The 21,388-nt window shown below is 56.1% G+C and carries 19 protein-coding genes; 12 read left to right on the top strand and 7 right to left on the bottom strand.

The window, feature by feature from the left end:
* Positions 1-76: 76 nt before the first annotated feature.
* From J0X19_RS15115 to J0X19_RS15095, 5 genes are all read right to left on the bottom strand, one after another.
* The gene (locus J0X19_RS15115) at positions 77-619 is read right to left on the bottom strand and encodes a 30S ribosomal protein S16 (protein WP_206985222.1); all 543 of its coding nucleotides are present in this window, start codon (positions 617-619) and stop codon (positions 77-79) included.
* Between the two features lie 254 nt (positions 620-873).
* Positions 874-1,632: an acyl-CoA desaturase gene (locus J0X19_RS15110; RefSeq protein WP_206985221.1), complete on the bottom strand. Its 759-nt coding sequence runs from the start codon at positions 1,630-1,632 to the stop codon at positions 874-876.
* A gap of 232 nt (positions 1,633-1,864) precedes the next feature.
* Positions 1,865-2,572 carry an RluA family pseudouridine synthase gene (locus J0X19_RS15105; RefSeq protein WP_206985220.1) on the bottom strand — a complete coding sequence of 236 codons (708 nt, stop codon included), beginning with the start codon at positions 2,570-2,572 and terminating at the stop codon, positions 1,865-1,867.
* A gap of 120 nt (positions 2,573-2,692) precedes the next feature.
* The gene (gene panB / locus J0X19_RS15100) at positions 2,693-3,508 is read right to left on the bottom strand and encodes a 3-methyl-2-oxobutanoate hydroxymethyltransferase (protein WP_206985219.1); all 816 of its coding nucleotides are present in this window, start codon (positions 3,506-3,508) and stop codon (positions 2,693-2,695) included.
* A gap of 113 nt (positions 3,509-3,621) precedes the next feature.
* Positions 3,622-6,555 carry a putative LPS assembly protein LptD gene (locus tag J0X19_RS15095; RefSeq protein ID WP_206985218.1) on the bottom strand — a complete coding sequence of 978 codons (2,934 nt, stop codon included), beginning with the start codon at positions 6,553-6,555 and terminating at the stop codon, positions 3,622-3,624.
* A gap of 121 nt (positions 6,556-6,676) precedes the next feature.
* On the opposite strand from J0X19_RS15095, the gene J0X19_RS15090 reads away from it, so the two are divergent.
* The 8 genes from J0X19_RS15090 to J0X19_RS15055 all read left to right on the top strand — a co-directional run bounded on the left by J0X19_RS15090 (position 6,677) and on the right by J0X19_RS15055 (position 16,123).
* Entirely contained in the window at positions 6,677-7,471 is a 795-nt protein-coding gene (locus J0X19_RS15090) for an N-acetylmuramoyl-L-alanine amidase family protein (RefSeq protein WP_206985217.1), read from the top strand.
* A gap of 60 nt (positions 7,472-7,531) precedes the next feature.
* Positions 7,532-8,536 (top strand): MlaD family protein, encoded by a 1,005-nt coding sequence (locus J0X19_RS15085; protein WP_206985216.1) that lies wholly within the window; start codon positions 7,532-7,534, stop codon positions 8,534-8,536.
* 200 nt (positions 8,537-8,736) lie between these two features.
* The gene (locus J0X19_RS15080) at positions 8,737-10,365 is read left to right on the top strand and encodes an acyl-CoA carboxylase subunit beta (RefSeq protein WP_206985215.1); all 1,629 of its coding nucleotides are present in this window, start codon (positions 8,737-8,739) and stop codon (positions 10,363-10,365) included.
* Between the two features lie 1,055 nt (positions 10,366-11,420).
* The gene (locus J0X19_RS15075) at positions 11,421-11,993 is read left to right on the top strand and encodes a DUF1572 domain-containing protein (protein ID WP_206985214.1); all 573 of its coding nucleotides are present in this window, start codon (positions 11,421-11,423) and stop codon (positions 11,991-11,993) included.
* A 78-nt stretch (positions 11,994-12,071) separates the two neighbouring features.
* Positions 12,072-12,539, top strand: coding sequence for a hypothetical protein (locus J0X19_RS15070; protein WP_206985213.1), 468 nt, complete (start codon positions 12,072-12,074; stop codon positions 12,537-12,539).
* 71 nt (positions 12,540-12,610) lie between these two features.
* A complete protein-coding gene (locus tag J0X19_RS15065) occupies positions 12,611-13,063 on the top strand; it encodes a GNAT family N-acetyltransferase (protein ID WP_206985212.1) in 453 nt (150 codons plus the stop codon).
* Between the two features lie 147 nt (positions 13,064-13,210).
* Positions 13,211-14,938 carry a ubiquinone-dependent pyruvate dehydrogenase gene (gene poxB, locus J0X19_RS15060; protein ID WP_206985211.1) on the top strand — a complete coding sequence of 576 codons (1,728 nt, stop codon included), beginning with the start codon at positions 13,211-13,213 and terminating at the stop codon, positions 14,936-14,938.
* A gap of 306 nt (positions 14,939-15,244) precedes the next feature.
* Entirely contained in the window at positions 15,245-16,123 is an 879-nt protein-coding gene (locus tag J0X19_RS15055; RefSeq protein ID WP_206985210.1) for a transglutaminase-like domain-containing protein, read from the top strand.
* Between the two features lie 214 nt (positions 16,124-16,337).
* Here the strand turns inward: J0X19_RS15055 and J0X19_RS15050 are convergent, their stop codons facing one another.
* Positions 16,338-16,949 (bottom strand): redoxin domain-containing protein, encoded by a 612-nt coding sequence (locus tag J0X19_RS15050; protein ID WP_206985209.1) that lies wholly within the window; start codon positions 16,947-16,949, stop codon positions 16,338-16,340.
* 102 nt (positions 16,950-17,051) lie between these two features.
* Positions 17,052-17,708 (bottom strand): 4'-phosphopantetheinyl transferase superfamily protein, encoded by a 657-nt coding sequence (locus tag J0X19_RS15045; RefSeq protein WP_206985208.1) that lies wholly within the window; start codon positions 17,706-17,708, stop codon positions 17,052-17,054.
* Between the two features lie 142 nt (positions 17,709-17,850).
* Between J0X19_RS15045 and J0X19_RS15040 the strand changes: the two genes are divergently transcribed.
* The 4 genes from J0X19_RS15040 to J0X19_RS15025 all read left to right on the top strand — a co-directional run bounded on the left by J0X19_RS15040 (position 17,851) and on the right by J0X19_RS15025 (position 21,358).
* Positions 17,851-18,783: a WD40 repeat domain-containing protein gene (locus J0X19_RS15040; protein ID WP_206985207.1), complete on the top strand. Its 933-nt coding sequence runs from the start codon at positions 17,851-17,853 to the stop codon at positions 18,781-18,783.
* Positions 18,784-18,900: 117 nt separating this feature from the next.
* Positions 18,901-19,911, top strand: coding sequence for a DivIVA domain-containing protein (locus tag J0X19_RS15035; RefSeq protein WP_206985206.1), 1,011 nt, complete (start codon positions 18,901-18,903; stop codon positions 19,909-19,911).
* A 140-nt stretch (positions 19,912-20,051) separates the two neighbouring features.
* On the top strand, positions 20,052-20,414 hold the full coding sequence (gene folB, locus J0X19_RS15030; RefSeq protein ID WP_206985205.1) for a dihydroneopterin aldolase: 363 nt from the start codon (positions 20,052-20,054) through the stop codon (positions 20,412-20,414).
* A gap of 392 nt (positions 20,415-20,806) precedes the next feature.
* Positions 20,807-21,358, top strand: coding sequence for an RNA polymerase sigma factor (locus tag J0X19_RS15025; RefSeq protein ID WP_206985204.1), 552 nt, complete (start codon positions 20,807-20,809; stop codon positions 21,356-21,358).
* The last annotated feature ends 30 nt before the right edge of the window (positions 21,359-21,388 follow it).

The following is a 21,388-nucleotide window of genomic DNA, read 5'->3' as shown; positions in this document are numbered from 1 at the left end:
GAGTGAGTAATCAGAAGCCGGCGCTTTCCAATCACTCAAGTCCTAATCACCTCTCCCTCAATTACCAGCAGGGAAATTAAGCGCCGGCTTCTTCCGTAGTTTCGGCCGAAGCTTCAGCGTCAGTGGTTTCGCCTTCAGCAGCAGGAGCTTCTACGGGAGCAGGCGTATTTTTCTTACGCAGCGCTTCAGCACGAGCTTCTTTTACTTTGGTTTCAGCAGCCAGACGAGCGATACGAGCGTCGTCTTTGGCAGTGCCAAGCGAAGTGCGCTTGCCTTCGATTTTAGCGTCTTTCTGCTCTTTCCAGGCCGTGTAGCGCTGGTCGGCAGTTTCCTGCGAAATAGCACCTTTGATAACACCCAACTGCAAGTGCTTGCGGTAGAGCACCCCCCGGTACGAAAGCATAGCGCGAACGGTATCGGTAGGCTGGGCACCTTTCATGATCCAATCAAACGCCTTGTCGCCATCGAAGTTGATGGAAGCAGGGTTGGTGTTGGGGTCGTAGGTACCGAGTTTTTCGATGAAGCGGCCGTCACGCGGAGCGCGGGAGTCAGCAACAACGATGTCGAATTGAGCGGCCTTTTTGCGGCCACGGCGGGCGAGGCGGATTTTAACTGCCATAAACCAGGTTGGTTGAAGCGACGCAACTCGTGCGTCTGATTGAAAAATGAGGTGCAAAGGTAAGACAAAAACTGTCAGATGGTTGCATTGCACGCAGAGATTTCCTGAAGTGGAGTAGCCCCCTTCCTTATTTATCCGGAAGTAAGGTTTGGAGTAGGCTTATCGAAGTAAAGCAGCCTACGTATTTACTTTAGCAAAAAAGGGCTGTTATGGATAAGAACAGCCCTTTCAGTATTTCTAGCAGCTAAAAGTTGCTACGCGGCAACGCGCATTTTCTGTGCTTTCTGCTTGCGCTTGATTTTGATGATGCCCGCTTTGTCCATTGTCCAGATGAACATGTAGGTTGGGTCAAACTCCCACCATTTCACGCCGAAGTTCACGCGCATTGGCAGCTTGTGGTGGTTGTTCTGAAATAGCTCACCGAAAGCCAGGAAATCCAAGGCCAGCGTATTCTTAGAGTGGTCGTGGTTGTCGAAGTTCTGGTAGCCGTACTTATGGCCGCCCCAGTTCACGATAGCGCCGTGAATCGGGCCCATGAGGAAGTGAATCGGAAGGAGCAGGTACTGCCACCACGCCGTAGCGAAGTTGATGTAGAACAGCACATAGGCCGTGCCCCAACCCAAGCGCGAATACCATTTGTCGCCGAGGTTCTCGATGAGGCTCCACTCCGGGTAATTGCCTTCGAAACGCTCTGCCGCCGCGTAATTACGGTTCAAAACGTCGTTGTAGATGTTCTTGGTCTTCCACATCATCGAAAAGGCATTCGACGAAAATAACGGCGAGTGGGGGTCCAACTCGGTATCGGAGTAAGCGTGGTGCATACGGTGCAACAGCGCATAAGCCCGCGGCGAGAGGAACGACGACCCTTGACAGATGTAGGTGAACAGGAAGAAGAACCGCTCCCAAAACTTGTTCATCGTGAACATCTTGTGCGCTGCGTAGCGGTGCAGATAGAATGTCTGCGTGAACAGCGACAAATAGTAATGGGCAACAAAAAAAACAAGAATTGCCATGGCAGAAAGATGAGAAGTCGAAGTCGGGAGTAAGCGCTTCAGGGGGCAAAGCCTAAAGTGCAGGCTTTAGTTCAGAAGCTGGTTTACAAAAATACAGCCGCCCTCTGCCAGAGTCCAATTATCGGTGCCGAAAGGCCAAAATATTGTTCACACTCTCTTAACCTACCAAAAGCATCGGTTCACACCACAGACATAGGAATTCAACGATTATCCACAATCTGCAACTTCCTGCTTAATAATAAGCCTCTGCCGCTTCCCAATGCGCCATTTCCGGCAAGGGGGCCACGAAAGTCATATTCTCCCGGGTAACCGGGTGCTGTAGCTCCAGCTGCCGGGCATGCAGGGCAATGCTCACATCGGGAAGGGGGGCCAGAAAGCCGTACTTTACGTCGCCGACGATAGGAGTGCCCAGCCCGGTTGCCAGCTGCACCCGAATCTGATGTGGCCGGCCCGTAATCGGGTTTACTTGCACTAAGTAACGGTTGCCGGCTTGCCCCAGCACGGTATAATCAAGGTCGGATTTGAGGCCTTGGCCGTGGCGCTCGGTGTAGGCTTTGGTGGTGTTGCGGATTGGGTCTTTCACCAGCCAGTGCGTTAGGTGGCCGCTGGTTGGCTCGGGGCATTTGCCGGTTAAGGCCCAGTAGGTTTTCGTGATTTTGTTGTCCCGAAACATTTCGTTGAGCCGGCTCAGGGCTTTGCTGGTTTTGGCCAGTATCACGATGCCACTCACGGGCCTATCAATGCGGTGAGCCACCCCAATAAAGGCTGCGCCGGGCTTCTTGTACTTGAAGCGGAGGTACTCTTCGGCTTTGGCAGAAAGTGGTTCGTCGCCGGTAGCATCGCCCTGCACAAGCAGGCCGGCGGGCTTATTGATGACGAGTAGGTGATTGTCTTCGAACAGAATTTCTTTCCGTTCCGACCACAGGTTAGGACGATTCACTCTAAAGGAATTAAAAAATAAAAATTAAAAATTATGAATTGGGCTGTACGCTTATCAGCTTTAATGAGAGGGCACAAACCAGAATAACTTTTAACTTTTAATTCTTCATTTTTAATTGATTTAATACGCTTCCTCTGTACTTGGGAAGTCCCGGCTTTTCACATCCTGTATGTACCGTTCCACCGCATTGTGCATAACGTCGCCGAGGTCGGCGTAGCGGCGTAGGAAGCGCGGCTTGAATTCTTTAGTAATGCCAAGCATGTCGTGCACAACCAACACCTGGCCGTCTACCTCAGGGCCAGCTCCGATACCAATAACGGGAATGGTCAGTTTTTCGGCTACTCGCTTGGCTAGCGCCGACGGAATTTTTTCCAGCACCACCGCAAAACAACCTAGCTCTTCCAGCAGAACTGCGTCGTCGATGAGCTTTTGGGCTTCCGCTTCTTCTTTGGCGCGTACCGTGTACGTACCAAACTTGTAGATACTCTGGGGCGTGAGGCCAAGGTGGCCCATTACGGGGATGCCCGCCGTCAGGATGCGGGTAATGGAGTCTTTGATTTCAGCGCCGCCTTCCACTTTGATACCGTGCCCACCCGATTCTTTCATAATACGGATGGCTGAACGCAACGCTTCCGACGAATTGCCCTGATACGAGCCAAACGGCATATCCACTACCACAAAAGCCCGTTTCACAGCTCGTACCACGCTCTGAGCGTGATAAATCATTTGGTCGAGGGTGATGGGCAGGGTGGTTTCGTGGCCGGCCATGACGTTGGAGGCCGAGTCGCCGACCAGCAGCACGTCGATGCCCGCACCGTCGAGGATGGCTGCCATCGAAAAATCGTAGGCAGTGAGCATGGAAATCTTCTCGCCACGTTGTTTCATTGCCAGCAACTGGTGCGTGGTCACGAGTTTGACTTCTTTATGCTGCGACATAGGGGCAAGGGGGTAAGTGACAGGTCTGAGTTGGTATGAAGGGCCAAAAGTGTTGAAAATCCAGCAAACACCCGGCTCGACTACCGAATAACCTGTGTGACTCGGGTTACGATTTAGCGGTTGAGGAAGGTCCGGTTGCGGTTCAACTTCAAATCCTGCAGCAACGACGACTTCGCGGCAATAGTCACGAAATAGCCTTGCGCATACCCTTTAAATGGCCGCCAAGTACCCGTAATCTGCCAGCAATGCAAGTCACGGAAAATATCCAGCGACGTGAAAGCCGAGGTGCCGTTGATGAAGTCGTAGTTGGTGGTGTAGCCCACCCTGGTATTGCTGGTTAGCTTCACCGAGCCGCTCATGTTCAGGGAAGCCGCCGTGAGGGAACGGGGCCGCACGTAGGTGCCGCGAGTAGGTCGGGGGCCGGGGTCGGTGTACTGGGCTGTAAAGCCCGTGCTCAATTCCCAAGGTAACTCGAAATCCACGTAGTCTTCGTACGGGTTAATGGGAATGGGGCCACCCAGAGCGGGGTCGTTGGCCGGCGCCACGTCACGGTTGATATTGGACTTGCGACCCGGCTTTTGCGTGGGATTGAACTGGTAGTTCATCTGCAACGCCGCATTAGTGAGGCGCACTAAACGGCGGCCACCAGGCTGGTCGAAAAGAAATTTATTTATAGCTCGGCCTGCCGTATCGCGCTGGTAAGCATCGAAGTTCGCGCTCAATAAGATGTTGAGCTTACGAGCCACTTGCGTACGAAATGAAGTGGTAATAACCGACAGCCGAGGAGTAAGCTTGGCCAGACTATCTCGCTCTGATAAGTCGTAACTAAAGTTCAAATCCAGTCCATCAATCAAACTGACCTTCTTGAATGGGGTGGTGCCGGTGGTGTCGTTTTTGTCTCGCACTTTAGCTTCCACTGCATTTTGGAGCGAGAAACCGATGCTTCTAGTGGAGAAGCTAGTAGTAGTGGAAGGTGCCCCTGTGAAACCCTGATATCGGGAATAAGTACGACTGTCAACGTAGTTGCCACGTGCATCCCGTACTATTCCAAGCGGTAAGTCTATAGTCTGGTTGATTCTATCCAGGCTTCTAGCACTTCTGCCAGGTACGTAGTTCAAACTGATGTTTGGAGTGACTTTATGCCGAATTGCCTGGATTTTTTTGCTGTTTATCTGATAGAGGCCATACACGTTGGTGCCGAGATTCACATTGAACCCACTTGAATAGTCGCTGATGCGGTTGAAGTCACGCAATGTATCAATCCGTACCGCTTGAGCCACATTATCGTAGCTATAGTTTAGTTTCTTTAGATACCAGGCTTCCTTGTAAGTGAAAGCAGGAGCAAGGTTAATGACTTTGAAGAAGTTGTAGCTGCCTAAGGAAATGTTGAAATCGTGTAGGATGCTGGTTTGGGAGTTACGCAGCAACTGGTCGATGTTGGATAGTTTGATAGGAATAATGCTGCTGGTAGTGGTGCCGCCTAGCAATGGCAATCCGTCGGTGAGCGTACGGGCCGGCTGGGTGTTGGTGAGGCGATTCTGGGAGGTGAGGGTGTAGGAGAAGGCAAACTGCTCGTAGAACTTGCCGGTGGGGGCCAGGCCCAGCCATTGGTAGGGGTACTGCCGGGCCACACCCACCGTAATATCGGGCAGGGTGAAATCCATGGTGCCGGTTTGGGTGTTCTGGCTTTGGCTTAGGTTCAGCGAGTAGTTGATGGGCGCGTTGCGCAACTGCTTGCTGTAGCTGATGGTGGAGTTGAAAGCCGGCGTTAGATAACGAGCAGCGTCAAAGGTGTTTTGCTGGTTGTAGGCCGAGCTACCTGCCCGTACGCTGGCCGAGAACCGGCCGCCACCAGGCCGGGGGGTAGGCGAGTGGGTCCAGTTCAGCCAGAAGGTTTTGGGGGCGAACTGCTGCTGGGTAATCGGGCTGGTGGTGGTTCCGTCAGGTGTTTGAAGCAGCGTAGGAGGCCGCGACGAATATTCGAAGCTGAGCAGGCCGTTGTAGCGGTAACGCTTGATGTACTGCATTTCGGCGGTGCCACGCCAGCCCCCAAAATCCTGATTCGCTCCGGAGTAAATGTCGCCGGTAAGACGCAGGCCGATATTGTCGCTGGCGGCCCAATAGTAGCCGCCGTTGCGCAGGAAGAAACCCCGGTCGGTGGACGTGCCAAAGGTGGGAATAATCAAGCCCGAAGCACGTTTTTTGCTGGGTGATGGGAAATAGCCGAACGGCAACCCCAGCGGCGTCGGAATGTCGCCGATAACCAAGTTGAACGGGCCGGTTATTACCTTCTGGCCCGGAATCATCTTCATCTTGGTGGCATTGATGAAGAAGTGCGGGTTCTCCAGGTTACAGGTGGTGTAGCGCCCGTTGCGCCCGTAGATTTCGTTGAACTGGTTTTTCTTGATAACCTCGGCGTGCACGTAGCCTTCGCCCTGCTGGGTTACGGCTTCGGCAATCTTGCCCTTCTTGGTTTTGAAGTTGTAATTGATGCGCCCGGCCTGGTAATTCTCGGCGCCGTTCTTGAAAATTGGCTTGTCCTGGACCTTACCCAACGAGTCGGGGGCACCTTCGGCCGTGAGTAGGTTCTTGCTGTAATCCACGGTAATTACCGCGGCTTTCAAGGATATTTCGCCGTAATCTACGTTGGCTTTGTCATAGAGCACGGCCCGCTTTTCCTGCACATTGAAGCGGATAGAATCTTTGGCGGCATACTTCACGGTGGTTTCCACGCTGCCTTTGCGCTTGTTGCCCGCCGCTAGTTGCAACGAATCGGTACCGGTTTGCCGTACTAGGCCTGTAGTGTCGGGGGCAGCGCCTGCCCGGCGAGTGCGCGTTGTCTGAATAGTATCGGTCCGCAAGATGGGCGGCGGCGTGCGCACATCGGAACGAACCCCAGTGCCGGGGCGCCGCACGGGCGTAGGCACCTGCGCCTGCGCTTCCGTTGCCAAGCAGCACAGCAGGATTCCAAGTAGCAACACGGGAGCAACTCCCCGGATAGTCCGGCGTAGTGCTTTGATAAAGAAAATAATACTAATGTCGGACAAAGGCACGGGTAGGGCCACGTGGTTTTATTCGTTTATTTTGTGGCGGTTTGCAAAGGTAGCGGGTCGCTGCCCTTCACTAACGAAATCTGTGCGGAATATTGTCGGCTTGTGCCTTATAGGCATGTTGTGTTTTTCCGGCTCTCCGGCGGCCATTACGCCGGAAGCCTCAGTGCGCCCCCAGCCAGTGCTGCGCGCAGCACCAGCGGGCTACCGGCTGCGGACGGTAGTGCTTGATGCTGGCCACGGGGGCAAAGACCGGGGCTGCGCGGGCGTATCGGCCCGGGAGGCTGATGTGGCCCTGAAAATAGTGCTGGAATTGGGTCGTCTGATTCAGGACAGCATGCCCGGGGTGAAGGTGGTGTATACCCGCAAAACCAACGTGTTTGTGGAGCTGGCCGACCGGGCGGGCATTGCCAACAAAAACAATGCTGACCTCTTTATTTCGGTGCACTGCAACGCCGCCGCGCCCAACGCCTACGGCACTGAGGTTTGGACGATGGGGCCGCACAAGACCGACGCCAACTTATCGGTGGCGAAGCGCGAAAACGCCGTTATTCTGCAAGAAGACAACTACCAGGAGCGTTACAACGGCTTCGACCCGACTTCGCCGCAAAGCCATATCCTGTTCTCGCTCTACCAGAGCGCGCACATTGTAAACAGCATCCGGTTTGCGCAGAAGGTGGATCGGCAGTTCCGCACCACCGTTAAGCGTCCGTCGCGCGGGGTAAAACAGGCGGGTTTTTTGGTGCTCTGGAAGTCCACAATGCCGTCGGTGCTTATTGAAGCAGGCTTCCTCACCAACCGCACCGAGGAGAAGTATCTGAACGATAAAGCCGGGCAATCGTATATGGCTTCGGGTATTTACCGGGCCTTCCGCGACTATAAGAATGAACTGGAGGGTATGAACGGGGAATAATCCTGTTGTACGCTTTTCGTGGCCAGCTCTCTCCTCCCATCTCACTAACTACAGACCACAGTGGCGAAAGAAATTAAAGTGGCTTTGCTTGGCATTGTAGCCATAGCAGCCTTGTTTTTAGGATTCAATTTTTTGAAAGGCAGCAATCTGCTTTCGTCTGATCGCACTTACTATACTGTCTATGACAACGTGGATGGACTGGCCGTGGGCAACCCTGTTATCCTGAACGGTATTAAAGTAGGGCAGGTGAAAGAAATGAAGCTGCTGCCCGAACAAGCCAACCGCATTCGGGTGGCAGTGGAACTGCAAAAGGGCGTCACGGTCGGCGACTCAACGGTGGCCAGTTTGAGCGGGTCGCTGCTGGGCTCAAAAACCATTACGCTGTTTCTGGGTAAAAACTCGAAAGTATACGACGGGGGTGAGGAGTTGAAGTCGTACACCGTAGCCAGTATCACCGATGCGTTTCAGGCCAAGGCACTGCCCGTACTCGGTACCGTTGATTCCACGCTGACCAAAGTGAACAGCTTCCTCAACAAAGATGCCCGCATCAGCTTGCAGGCCACGCTGCTCAACGCACAGGGTAGTACCGAGGCCCTGCGCAACCTGCTGGTAGCCAACCAGCGCAACATCAACCAGATTACCACCAACATGGCCCGCCTCACGGCCGATCTGAACAGAACCAGCGCTAAGTTCGACCAGATTGCCAGCAACTTCAGCCAACTCAGCGACTCGCTGAAAAACGCGCCAGTAGGTCCGGCCATGCGCAAGCTCAACGCCACCATGACCGAAGCCCAAGGCACCATGACGGCGCTGAACCGCTCCCTTTCCGACCAGAATGGCTCGTTGGGCAAGCTCATCAACGACACGCTGCTCTACAACAACCTCAACGCCACGGCCGCCAGCACCAACTCCCTGCTCACCGACTTCCAGGCCAACCCGAAACGCTATGTGCATTTCTCGGTATTTGGCGGCGGCAAAGACAAGGCCAAGAAGGAAGTGGAAACTACCACTACCAAGCCCAACGGTACCGTAACGGAAACTGAAACCAAGACCACGCTCAAGTAGCCGCGCCGGTAAATCGACAATCATCTTACCTTTGAATCCGCCCCGTGAGGGGCGGATTTTTTTGTTCTCTACCCAATGGTGAAGTGGTGAAATGGTGAAGTGATGAGTCTAACGTTCTAATGGCCCATGTGGCGCAAACAGAACATCAAACTCACCACTTCACCATTTCACCACTTCACCTCCTCCCCATTCCCACCCCCATGAACCTCGAATTCAATAAAAACGAAGACAGCGTCAAGCAACTGAATTTCCAGCTTTCCCAGCGCCTGAAAAAAGTGGCCCTCGGGGGCGGCGAGAAGCGCATTGCAGCCCATAAAGCGAAAGGCAAGCTCACGGCGCGGGAGCGGATAGAGTACCTGCTGGATAAAGGCGCCGAAACGGTGGAAATTGGGGCGTTTGCGGGGGAGGGGATGTACCAGGAGGAAGGTGGCTGCCCGAGCGGCGGCGTGGTGGTGGTAATTGGCTGGGTACAAGGCCGGCAGTGCGTGGTGGTAGCCAACGACGCCACGGTGAAGGCCGGCGCCTGGTTCCCGATTACGGCCAAGAAGAACCTACGGGCCCAGGAAATCAGCATTGAAAACAAGCTGCCCATTATTTATCTGGTGGATTCGGCGGGGGTGTACCTGCCCATGCAGGATGAAATCTTCCCGGATAAGGAGCACTTTGGCCGCATCTTCCGCAACAACGCCGTGATGAGCAGCATGGGCATCGTGCAACTGGCCGCCATTATGGGGCCGTGCGTGGCCGGCGGGGCCTACCTGCCCATTATGAGCGACGAGGCCATGATTGTGGACGGTACCGGCTCGGTGTTCCTGGCGGGCTCCTACCTGGTGAAGTCGGCCATTGGTGAGAGTATCGACAATGAGACGCTGGGCGGGGCTACCACCCACTCGGAAATTTCGGGCGTGACCGACTACAAGTTTGCCAACGACGAGGAATGCCTGGACCATATCCGCAACATCTTCGACAAGCTGGGTGGCCACGCTACGGCTGGCTTCTCGCGCAAAGTGCCCGCCGCGCCCAAGCAGAATCCGCAGGAAATTTACGGCCTGCTGCCCGCCGACCGCGCCAAGCCCTACGACATGATGGACATTATCAACCGGCTGGTGGATGATTCCGAGTTCGAACCTTATAAGGACCTATACGGCCAGACGCTGATTTGCGGGCTGGCGCGCATTGATGGCTGGGCCGTGGGCATTGTGGCCAACCAGCGCAAAATCGTGAAGACCAAAAAGGGCGCCATGCAGATGGGCGGCGTTATTTATAGCGACTCGGCCGACAAGGCGGCGCGCTTCATCATGAACTGCAACCAGAAGCGCATCCCGCTGGTGTTCCTGCACGACGTGTCGGGCTTCATGGTCGGTTCGCAGAGTGAGCACGGCGGCATCATCAAGGACGGCGCCAAGATGGTGAATGCCATGAGCAACTCGGTGGTACCCAAGTTCTCGGTAATAATCGGGAACAGCTACGGGGCCGGCAACTACGCCATGTGCGGCAAAGCCTACGACCCGCGCCTGATAGTAGCCTGGCCTACTGCCCAGCTAGCTGTAATGAGCGGAGCCGCCGCCGCCAACACGCTCCTCCAGATTCAGGTAGCCTCACTAAAAGCTAAAGGCGAAGTCATCACGCCCGAAGCCGAGAAGGAACTGCTGGACCGCATCAAAGCCCGCTACGACGAGCAACTCTCGCCCTACTACGCCGCGGCCCGCCTCTGGGTAGATGCCATCATCGACCCGCTGGAAACCCGCAAAATCATTTCCCAGGGCATCAGCATGGCCAACCACGCACCGATTGAAAAGGCGTACAACGTGGGCGTGATTCAGGTGTGAGGAGGAATCAAATAAGTATTGAATGATGGCACACAAGCTGGTATTTTTGGATAAGCGAGTGTATTGGATATTGGTTATCCTTCTTGCGTGCACTGGGCTGGCACACCTACTACTTTTAAATAGAAAGTTTGAGCTGTTGACGCTTCTACATATAATGTGGATAAGCGCAATCTTATTTCTGGTATTGAGGAAGCATAAAAATGCGTTGCTTAATATCAAACTTTGGCTAATAGTGGCATTCATTGTTAGCCCACTGCTACGGATAACAGGACGGTTTTTAAACGAAATGATTGATGGCTTTACTCTGGCACAGGTTGAGTTCTACTTGTATCGCATAGTCTCAGTATTGGTGGGGCTGATAGTCCTTAATTGGGTCCGAAATACTGTCAAAATAGAAGAGGACGTGACTACCACCTAGCTCTCATGCTACGCGCACCTTTACCTCCTAGCCGGCCGCAACGGTACGAGCAAAACTACGGCCGCCTATGTACTGCTACCGGGGCTGCCGGGAGTTCGTGAACATCAAATTACGTGGGCCTCTCGCCGTTTTGACAACCTGAAACAGTAACGCGTTATGGCACGCTCTTACCGATACACCCCGATTATGGCCGTAACAAACGCTGCATCAGAAAAGCAGGACAAGCGGCAAGCGAATAGGCTGTTGCGCCGCAAAGTGAGACAAGGAAAGGTGTACTTGACCTTGCGAGAAGTTAGTAACATCTGGGCATTCAGCAAAGACGGTAAAATGTATCAGCTCTCTGCTACTGCCCGAAACATGCGAAAATGATAGTTGACACACCCGGCCCGCCGCAACCTCTTGGTACGGCGGGCCGTTGCGTTTGCGGGGAAGCTGCTTCCGGTGGGAAAGAGGCCGGATACGATTACATCCAAGCACTTTCACAATGGAAGAGGCCGGATGTAATCGTATCCGAGTATTTCCATTGCGAAAGTGCTCGGATACAACTGTTTTGGAGCACTTCCCCAGTGGAAGTGGCCGGATGTATTTATTTTCAAGCACTTCCGGCCGGGAAACGCAGCGCCTATCTTCTTTCTTCATGGATACCGACTACCTCCTCAGTGCCCGCAAGCAGTTCGAATACTACAAGCTGCTCGGCGACCAGACGTTTGCCCAGTTGCCTGACGAGGCGCTGTTCTGGCAGCCCAACCCCGAATGCAATAGCGTAGCCATTATCGTGAAGCATTTGTGGGGCAATATGTTGTCCCGCTGGACCGATTTCCTGACCACCGACGGTGAGAAGCCTTGGCGGCAGCGCGAAGCCGAGTTTGATAACGACCTGAACACGCGGGCTGAGGTGCTGGCGTGCTGGGAAGCGGGCTGGAGCTGCCTGCTGGCGGCCCTCGATTCACTTACGCCCGCCAACTGGCAGCAGCTGGTATATATCCGAAACCAGGGGCACACCATCACGGAGGCCATCAACCGGCAGCTGGCGCACTACCCGTACCACGTTGGGCAAATTGTATTCATCGGGAAGCTGGTGCGAGCGGGGCAGTGGCAGTCGTTGTCGATTCCGCGTGGTACGTCGGCCGGGTACAACGCCGGGAAGTTTGCGCAGGAGCCGCACCGGGCGCATTTCACCGACGAATATCTGGGCCGCAATTCCAAGTAAGCTGGTAAGGGGTAAGTAGGCAACGCACGACACAACCCGGCCGCTTACCTTTGCCGCTCAACTTGTAGGGTGCCAACCGTGAACGAACCGAATACTGCCGCCTTCGAAAAGGCCCGAACTGGCTTGTGGACCAGCTTGCAGAAGCATTTGCTGACCGTATATGCTGCCGAAAAAAGCTTTCTGGCGGCCACTGCTTTTGTAGAGGCGTTTCCTTTCGCCAGCCACACCGCCACGGAGGAACAACTAGCCACCTACCACGCTTCCCGCAATGCCCTGCGCGACCTGTACACCGACGAAACCGCGCAATTGGATACGCTGGTAAAAGCCATCCGGACCAAAGGCTACTCCGAAGACCAGAAGAAACAACTCTACCTGCTCATTCTGGGCTACATAGATATTGCCGGGTCAGTATTCGAACTACTACATACCCATGTTCCTGCCAAACAACCCGAAGACGAAGTATTGACAGAAACCACCGCGAAATTTGAGCGGGTCAAGAAATTTGCCCGGCTGAACGTGAAAGGCGTAGCTGGGCTGTTGGGTTAGTGTAGTGGTGGTGTGCTTATTTCGCGCTAAGTAGCTTTCTTCGGCTATCAGCAGCTTTATCCTAGCTATTTATGCTCCGGCTCGTCCGCTCCACTTCCGAGAATCCCGATTTCCGTACCCTGGTAGCCCTGCTCGACCAGGACCTGGCCATCCGTGACGGAGCCGACCACGGCTTCTACGCTCAGTTCAATAAGATTGATAAAATCAACCACGTGGTGGTAGCCTACCAGGATGAAGAGCCTATAGGCTGCGGGGCGTTCAAGGAATTTGCCCCCGACGCCGTGGAAATCAAGCGGATGTACGTGCTGCCTGCGCACCGGGGGCAGGGCGTGGCGGGCGCGGTACTGGCCGAGCTGGAACGGTGGGCGCAGGAGCTGGAATATGCTGCCTGCGTGCTGGAAACCGGCAAAAAGCAACCCGAAGCAATCAGGCTCTACGAGAAAAGCGGCTACAAGCTTACGCCCAACTACGGGCAGTACGTAGGTATCGACAACAGCGTGTGCATGCGGAAAAGCGTCAGTTGAGCTGCCGCTCGAAACCTATCAGAACAGTCTGCGTCTTCTGCGAAAACTGCTGCGTCATCTGCGGGAAAGTCGCTGAACCAAGCCGGTAATACCTCGCCCCCAACGCCTCAACCCTCGTATAGCCTTCGGAATTAAAACCCAAGGGACATGACGAAAACGGTAGCGGAAATTATAGTGGATACCATCATGGCGGCCGGCGTGACGCGCGTGTACGGCGTGGTCGGCGACTCGCTCAACGGCATCACCGACGTAATTCGGGCGCGGGAAGGCATTGAATGGATTCATGTGCGCAACGAGGAGGCCGGCGCGTTTGCCGCCGGCGCCGAAGCGCACCTCACCAATTCCCTGGCGGTGTGTGCGGGTTCGTGCGGCCCCGGCAACACCCACCTCTTCAACGGCCTCTACGACTGCCACCGCAGCCGCGTGCCAGTGCTGGCCCTGGCCGCTCAAATTCCCAGCATCGAAATCGGGACGGGCTACTTCCAGGAAACTCACCCCGAAACCACGTTCAAGGAGTGCAGCGCCTACTGCGAATTACTCTCGCAGCCCAGCCAGGCGGTGCGCATGACCGAAGCCGCCATTCAAACGGCCCTCAGCCAGCGCGGCGTGGCGGTGCTGGTGGTGCCCGGCGACGTAACCCACCTCGACGTGCCCGATGTACCGGCGCCTCGCCTGCCCATCCTGCGCAACAAAGCCACCCTGGTACCCGCTACGGAAGACCTACGCGCCGCTGCCGACCTGCTTAACACTTGCGAGAAAATAACCATCATGGCCGGGGCAGGCTGCGCCGAAGCGCATGCCGAGCTGCTGCAAGTAGCCGAAGCCTTGGGTGCCCCCATCGTGCACGCCTTGCGCGGCAAAGAATACGTGGAACCCAACAACCCCTACGACGTGGGCATGAGTGGCTTGCTGGGGTTCACCTCTGGCTACCACGCCCTCATGGATGCTGACTCTGTGCTGCTGTTGGGTACCGATTTCCCCTATACCCAGTTCCTGCCCCAGGAGGCCCGCAACGTGCAGGTGGATGTGCGCGGGGAGCATATCGGCCGCCGCGTGCGGGTGGAAGTAGGGCTGGTTGGCGACGTAGCGGCTACCATTCGGGCGCTGTTGCCGTTGCTCAACCACAAGCAGGACCGTACCCACCTTGAGAAAGCCCTCGACAACTACCAGGAAGCGCGCAAAGACCTGGACGAGCTGGCCATCGGGGAGCCCGGCGACACCAGCATGCATCCGCAGTACGTGACCCGCCTGCTGAATGAGCAAGCTGCCGAAGACGCTATTTTTACCTGCGACGTGGGTACGCCTACCATCTGGGCCGCCCGCTACGTGCGTTTCAATGGGCAGCGGCGGCTGATTGGCTCCTTCAACCACGGCAGTATGGCCAATGCTATGCCGCAGGCCATTGGTGCCCAGCTCACGCACCCCGGCCGCCAGGTAATTGCTATGGCCGGCGACGGGGGCTTGGCCATGCTATTAGGTGAGCTACTGACCATCCGCCAGCTTAAATTGCCCGTTAAGATTGTGGTCTACAACAACGCCAGCCTGGGTTTCGTGGAGCTGGAAATGAAGGCCAACGGCATTCTGGAGTACGGTACGGCCCTCGATAACCCGAATTTCGCGGCGCTGGCCGAAGCCGCCGGCTTGCACGGCATCCGCGTAACCGACCCCGCCGAAATGCCCGCCGCCGTAGCCGAAATGCTGGCTCACCCCGGCCCCGTGTTGCTTGATGCCGTGGTGAAGCGCACTGAGCTTTCCATGCCGCCCACCATCGATGCCAGTCAGGTGAAAGGCTTCAGCATTTACGCTCTCAAAGCCCTGATGAGTGGCCGCGGCGGCGAGCTGGTAGACATGGCCAAAACCAACTTGTTCCGGTAGGTTCTTTGGAGGGTGAACTGCTTACAACAAACCAATAAGAACGTCATTCCGAGCTTGCCGAGGAATCTCGCGTGCTGATGTTGTAGTAACCCTAACATCAGCACGCGAGATTCCTCGGCAAGCTCGGAATGACGGCCGCCTGTTAAGTTGCTTTTAATCGAGAAATACAGCACATACTGCCTGTAATTGAACATTCCACCCTACTTGTCTGGTTGATCTTTAATAGCTGGCATCAATACGGCTTGGCTATTTACCTTTATTTGTCTTCTAGGCCGCCTCACGCTGCCAGGCCTCGCTTACCCGTACATGACCAACAAAGAAATTAAAGCGCTTATCTCCCTGCTCGACGACCCCGAAGTTGCCCCGCAGATTCAGGAGAAAATTCAAACCCTGGGGGAAAGTCTGATTCCGTTTCTGGAAGAATCGTGGGAGGAAACTCTGGATTCTCAGCAGCAGCAACGCCTCGAAAACCTGATTCACAACCTTCAGTTTGAGGGTCTGCAACAGCGCCTGCGCGTGTGGCGCGACTCCGGCTCCGACAACCTCATGGAAGGCATGTGGCTACTGAACTCGTACCAGTATCCCGATGCCGATTTGCAAGTACTCAACCGTGCTATCGAGCAGTTGCGCTTCGAAGTCTGGACCTTGCTCAAGCCTGAAATGCACCCCGCCGACCAGGTACAGGCGCTGAACTACGTGCTGTTTAAAACGCACAAATTCGCAGCCAACACCCAGAACTTCCATTCGCCGGCCAACTCCATGTTGCAGCGGGTGCTGGAAACGCGCCGGGGCAATCCGCTTACGTTGTGCGTGATTTACCTGCTGGTAGCGCAGCGCCTGAACCTGCCTATCTACGGGGTAAACCTGCCCAACCTGTTCGTGCTCACCTATCGCCTCGACGACCTGGATGTGGAGCCGTTCTACATCAACTGCTACAACCGCGGCCTGGTCCTGTCACGCACCGACATCGAGCATTACATCGGGCAGCTCAACCTCACGCCCAACGACATTTTCTACGAACCCTGTACCCACGTTGACATCGTCCGCCGGGCCATGCGCAACTTGCAACTGAGCTTTGAGAAGCTCCAGGAGCCCGCCAAAGCCGCCGAGGTAAACAAGCTGCTCGCCATCCTCACCGATGAGCCCACCACATCTGAAGCCGCGGAACCCGAAGAGGAAGACTAACCAGTAGAACGATGTAGAGACGCGACACTTCGCGTCTCAGCGTCCGCGCCGTTTGCACGGCACTAGGTAATCAACGTCAGCAACGACAAGACGCAAAGTGTCGCGTCTCTACATCAACCCACTGGCCTTGCATCAACAATGAAGCCCTTGACGACTACATGAGCGTCAAGGGCTTCATTGTTTTTGCGGGCTACGCGAATGGTTGCTTACGAGCTTAGTTGCGCTTAATCAGGCAGCCGGCGGCGCGCTTATCGGGTACGCCGGCGGCGCGGCCGGCTAGCAGGTTGTCGAGGGCCTGTTGGAGGTAATGCTCTTTGGCAAAGCCTTCCACTTGTGGGTTATCATCAATAGCCCCCTTGTAGCGCACCGCAAACCCATTGCCAACCGGCTGGAGCACCACGGCTTCGGGGGTTTTGGTGGCTCCGAGCAAGGCGCTTACTTTCTGGCCTTCGTCGCTGAGCATAGGCAAGTCGGCGCCGCCCGAGGTTTTGATTTTCAGCTTCTCGGCGTCGGTGCCGTCGGCGCTGGCTTCCAGGTTGATGGGCGCTTCAATGAACAGAAACTGTACCCCGCGCCCGCCGTATTGCGCGCTCAGTGCCGAAAGCCGGCTCTGATACAGCCGCGTAAAGGCGCAGTTGGGGTTCACGAACACCACCACTACAGCTTTGCTACTGGCGTAGCTGCTCAGCGCCACGTCGGCGTTGGCACTGTTTTTCAAGCTGAAGTTATCAACCGTGCGGCTGCCCTGCGCACGGGCCACACTCACGGCCACCGTGCAAAACAACAAAGCCGCAGCCGCTACAATAGAAATTCGGCGAAGAGACATGAGGGAAGGAGAAATGGTGAGATAGTGAAGTGGTGAGTTTGGCGTTCTAATGGCGCGAGTTTGGGCTGATTGAACAATCTGCCCATCAAACTCACCATTTCACTATCTCACTAGTTCACTGAGGCAGTAAGTTAGTACGTAATCGGGAGTGAGGCGCTGGTAATGGATCTGGTGTTGGCTGCGGGAGTTTTCGAGGAGCAGGTGTCCCGTCAGTACACCGGCCTCCCGCAGCCCAAACGGGTCGAGTAGAATTTGCTCTTTAAACACCAGACCCCGGCGACTATGCAGCTTGTAGAGCGTCTCCTTGGCACTCCAATAGAGACTGTATTTCACTGCTTCGTTGCCAGCGTCGGCCCGTTCGGTTTCCGATAGAACCCGCGGTGCCAACTGTTGCGCTTTGTCCCGGACTAGTTCAACATCTGTGCCAACTCGCCCGTGCGTGGCCACCACGCCCGCCACCCAGCAGCCGGAGTGCGACAAAGAAACCGCGAAATCAGGGAGTTGCGCAAAGAACGGGCGGCCGTTGGGGTCGTTGGAAAGTAGGGCCGGAGCGGGCGTAAACTCGCGTAATAGTTCGTGCGCCAGCGCCCGGCCCGCCAGCCATTGCGTGCCGCGCGCTGCGTGGCGGCCGGTGGGTAGCAGGGCCGCGTAATGGGTGGGGTCTGGCACGGTAGCAAACAGGTCTTCAACGGTTTCTTCCAGCCGCCACAAGCCTAATGCGGCGTGCTCGGAGAGGGGAGTAAGGGAATGCAAGGGCATAACGGCGAAGGTAAGACAGTAGCGCGAAGCCTTTGCTTCGCGAAACATTACCCGACTGGCACACCGCCTATAATACCTGTTCTGCACCTTCTGCAACGGTGCGCGAAGCAAAGGCTTCGCGCTACTGTCTTACCTTCGCGGTATGGCTCTGTTGCACCGTCCCGAAGTTCAGAAACTCGCCGCCCTCACCGGGCACCGCGACTGTGTGTATGCCCTGGCGGGTACTCCGGGCGCCGCCAGCTTCTATTCCAGCGGGGCCGATGGCCTGGTAGCAGCCTGGCGCGCCGATGCCGCCGAGCAAGACGGCGAGCTGGTAGCCAAGGTGGAAAACTCGGTGTACGCCTTGCTGCACCTGCCAGAGCGGAATCTGTTGCTGCTGGGTCACAATTTCCAGGGTATTCAGGCCATCGATTTGCTGGAGAAAAAGCTGGTTTTTGCTACCGCCTTGCCGCCCGTGGCCATCTTCGATATGGTGTATTCCGAAGCGCGGCAGCGGCTGTACGTAGCCCTGGCCGATGGGACACTGGCCGTGCTGCGCGCCCCCGATTTTCGGGTGGAAACCTTGCTGCGGCTCTCCGATAAAAGCCTGCGCTGCCTCACGCTGCACGAAAACCGGGGGGAACTAGCCATAGGCAGCTCCGATTGGCTGATTCGGGTGCTGGACGCCGATACCTTGGCCGTGAAGCACACCATCAGCGGCAGTACCAACTCGGTGTTTACCGCTGCCTATTCGCCCGATGGCCGCTACCTGCTTACGGCCGGCCGTGATGCGCATTTGCGGGTGTGGGACGTGGCCGCCGGCTACCTTGAGCACCGTAGCATTGTGGCGCACCTGTTCACCATCAACCACCTGAAATTCTCGCCCGACGGCCAACTGCTGGCTACGTGCAGCATGGACAAAAGCATCAAGCTCTGGGACGCCGAAACCCTCACCTTGCTGCGCGTGGTAGACCGGGCGCGGCACGCCGGACACGGCACTTCCGTCAACAAGTTGTTTTGGCCGGCAAGCCAGAATCGGCTAGTTTCGTGTAGCGACGACCGTAGCCTGGCCGTGTGGAAAATTAGTAGTGAGTAGCTAGTACTGAGTAGCAAGACGACCGTTGTTGAATTTCGATTTTCAACGATTCTGCTGCGTACGCCTAACACCCGCTTCTACACTCATTACTACCTACTCATTACTTGATACTGAATCATGAAAATCACCGCCCTCGATATCCGGCAGAAAACCTTCGAAAAAGCCTTTCGGGGACTCAATAAAGAAGAGGTGGAAGCCTTTCTGGTTACCCTCTCGCAGCAGTGGGAGCGAATGGGCGACGAGAACCGCGAATTGCGCGTGAAGCTCGACCACGCCACCCAGGACGTAAGCAAGATGCGCGAAGTGGAAACCAGCCTCTACCGCACCCTGAAAACCGCTGAAGACACCGGTAACAGCATCACCGAGCAGGCCCAGCGCGACGCCGAATTGCGCATCCGGGAAGCCCAACTCAAAGCCGAGCAACTGCTAGCCGATGCCCGCCAAAAAGCCCGCGCCGTGGTAGAAGACGCGTATCAGCAGTCGGAAAAGACGATTGCCGAAATGAAGAAGGAAGTGAGCGGCCTCGGGCAGGAGTGCCAGCGCTTGGAAGCCCACTTGGAAGGCTTGGTGCGCGACCTGCACCACTTAGCGTCGGAAGCATTGGCGAAGGCCGAAAAAGCCCGGTTGCAGCCAAAAGCCAGCACCGCCGCCATCCTTTCCCGTGCAGCTAGCGTAAAGGTAAACCGGCCCGATTCGGAGGCCGACTCACCTCAACCCGCCGCCATGTACGCTACTTCCTCTGCTACTTCTTCCGCTGCCGCCATCGGTGGCTCGGCCACTTCCTTTGCTAGCGCGCCCTCGGCCATTGCTGAGCCACGCAACTACAACCCCAAGCCCGGCCAGCAGCCCGACCCCGGCGCCCCCGCCCAAACGCCCGGCCCCGACATCCAGCCCGACCGGACGCCCGACGAAAACCCTGGCAAAGCTGATCCGTCGCGCATTTATGAGCCCGGCCCGGCAGTGGTGCCCAACCCCGTAGAACCCTACACCGAGCCCACAGTACCCGATATTCAACCCGTGGGCCCCAGCCACCCCGAAATAGTGCAGCCCTCACCGGCCACGCACCCCGGCCAGCCCGGTATGGCTGCCGTAGCCTCCACGGAGAAGTCGTTTTTCGACGAGATATAGAGCTGTAAATGGGTTAATCAGAACCTATAGCACAAAGCCTGCCTTTCGGGGCGGGCTTTTTTGTTGCTTTGCAACTCAGTGACCGGAGTGGTCGGCAAGACGCTTCATTTCACCACTTCACAATTTCATCACCTCACTACATGGGCCAGATTGCACTGGAAGGAATGGAGTTTTTCGCGTTCCACGGCTACTACGACGAAGAACAGAAAATCGGCAACAAGTACGGCGTAGACCTCTACATCACCACCAACCTGCACGCGGCCGGCGCCTCCGACCGGCTGCACGAAACGGTGAACTACGAAGTGCTCTACCGCGTGGTGCGCGAAGAAATGATGGCCCCCGCGCGCCTACTCGAACACCTCGGCCACCGCGTGCTTGACCGGGTGCTGGAGGAGTTTCCCTACATCGAGGCCGTGAAAGTCAGTGTTTCTAAATTCAACCCACCGCTAGGTGGCATCTGCCACCGCGCCCGCGTGACGCTAGAGCGGCAGCGCGGGGCGTAAATTGGGGTTTACTGGTTGGCTACTTGATTTTTATATAACAGAACGTCATGCTGAGCGCAGCCGAAGCATCTCGCGTGCTGAGATTGTAATGCTTGTTCAGACGTCAGCACGCGAGATGCTTCGGCTGCGCTCAGCATGACGAGTCGGGATAGTGTACCAAGAGGTAATACTTAACAGAATTTTGCTGTCATTAGTGAAATAGGAATGTCTTTTTCAAGCACATAAGCCAGCTTTAACGGGCTGGTTTTCTGCGTTTATAGCTTCTTGTGCGAGCAGGGTAGAATGGTGCCTTACTGTGTTTCTGAAAAATAATTGCAGGTGCTTGTAACGAATGGGGCTGCTCCCGGTATTCGGTGCAAAATCAATCTTCCACGCTTCTTTCTCCTTTTGGAATGCAGGTAGTTGCTACGAGCGACGAGGAGCTAATGGCTCAGGTGAAGGCCGACAACCTGGACCAGATGGTGCCGTTGTTTGAGCGTTACCAAGGTCCGCTGTTTGGGTTTTTGTGCCGGCTGAGCGGTGGCGACGCGGAAGTGGGGCAGGACCTCACCCAGAACGTGTTCTACCGCGCCATGAAGTACCGGGCCAGCTACCAGCCGGGCCAGCCGGTGAAGGCCTGGCTCTACCAGCTGGCCCGCCATGTGCACGCCGACCACTGGCAGCAGAACCGCCGCCGCCAAGCCACCACCGACCTCGACAGCGTGGAGCGCACCGCCAGCCACGGCCGCGCCGCCCAGGCCAACTGCCAGTCCGTGGACCAAAAGCAGGCCTTGCAGGAAGCCCTGAACCTCCTGCCAGCCGAGCAGCGCGAAATTCTGGTGCTGCACCGCTTCCAGGGCTTCGATTACGCCGAGATAGGCGAGATGATAGGCTGCACGGCCGGCGCCGCCCGCGTGAAAGCCCACCGCGCCCTGGAGGCCCTGCGCAAGATATACTTCAACTGAAAAGCCGCGGGTTTCGGCCCCGATCCTATA

The sequence above is a fragment of the Hymenobacter telluris genome, from assembly GCF_017313265.1.
Lineage (GTDB): Bacteria > Bacteroidota > Bacteroidia > Cytophagales > Hymenobacteraceae > Hymenobacter > Hymenobacter telluris.
This window is presented reverse-complemented; position numbering and strand designations above follow the sequence as displayed.

Excerpts from the sequence above, each read along its gene's own strand:
- J0X19_RS15115 (WP_206985222.1), bottom strand. The coding sequence starts at position 619 with ATGGCAGTTAAAATCCGCCTCGCCCGCCGTGGCCGCAAAAAGGCCGCT.
- J0X19_RS15110 (WP_206985221.1), bottom strand. The coding sequence starts at position 1,632 with ATGGCAATTCTTGTTTTTTTTGTTGCCCATTACTATTTGTCGCTGTTC.
- panB (WP_206985219.1), bottom strand. The coding sequence starts at position 3,508 with ATGTCGCAGCATAAAGAAGTCAAACTCGTGACCACGCACCAGTTGCTG.
- J0X19_RS15090 (WP_206985217.1), top strand. The coding sequence starts at position 6,677 with ATGTTGTGTTTTTCCGGCTCTCCGGCGGCCATTACGCCGGAAGCCTCA.
- J0X19_RS15080 (WP_206985215.1), top strand. The coding sequence starts at position 8,737 with ATGAACCTCGAATTCAATAAAAACGAAGACAGCGTCAAGCAACTGAAT.
- J0X19_RS15075 (WP_206985214.1), top strand. The coding sequence starts at position 11,421 with ATGGATACCGACTACCTCCTCAGTGCCCGCAAGCAGTTCGAATACTAC.
- J0X19_RS15065 (WP_206985212.1), top strand. The coding sequence starts at position 12,611 with ATGCTCCGGCTCGTCCGCTCCACTTCCGAGAATCCCGATTTCCGTACC.
- poxB (WP_206985211.1), top strand. The coding sequence starts at position 13,211 with ATGACGAAAACGGTAGCGGAAATTATAGTGGATACCATCATGGCGGCC.
- J0X19_RS15055 (WP_206985210.1), top strand. The coding sequence starts at position 15,245 with ATGACCAACAAAGAAATTAAAGCGCTTATCTCCCTGCTCGACGACCCC.
- J0X19_RS15050 (WP_206985209.1), bottom strand. The coding sequence starts at position 16,949 with ATGTCTCTTCGCCGAATTTCTATTGTAGCGGCTGCGGCTTTGTTGTTT.
- J0X19_RS15045 (WP_206985208.1), bottom strand. The coding sequence starts at position 17,708 with ATGCCCTTGCATTCCCTTACTCCCCTCTCCGAGCACGCCGCATTAGGC.
- J0X19_RS15040 (WP_206985207.1), top strand. The coding sequence starts at position 17,851 with ATGGCTCTGTTGCACCGTCCCGAAGTTCAGAAACTCGCCGCCCTCACC.
- J0X19_RS15035 (WP_206985206.1), top strand. The coding sequence starts at position 18,901 with ATGAAAATCACCGCCCTCGATATCCGGCAGAAAACCTTCGAAAAAGCC.
- folB (WP_206985205.1), top strand. The coding sequence starts at position 20,052 with ATGGGCCAGATTGCACTGGAAGGAATGGAGTTTTTCGCGTTCCACGGC.
- J0X19_RS15025 (WP_206985204.1), top strand. The coding sequence starts at position 20,807 with ATGCAGGTAGTTGCTACGAGCGACGAGGAGCTAATGGCTCAGGTGAAG.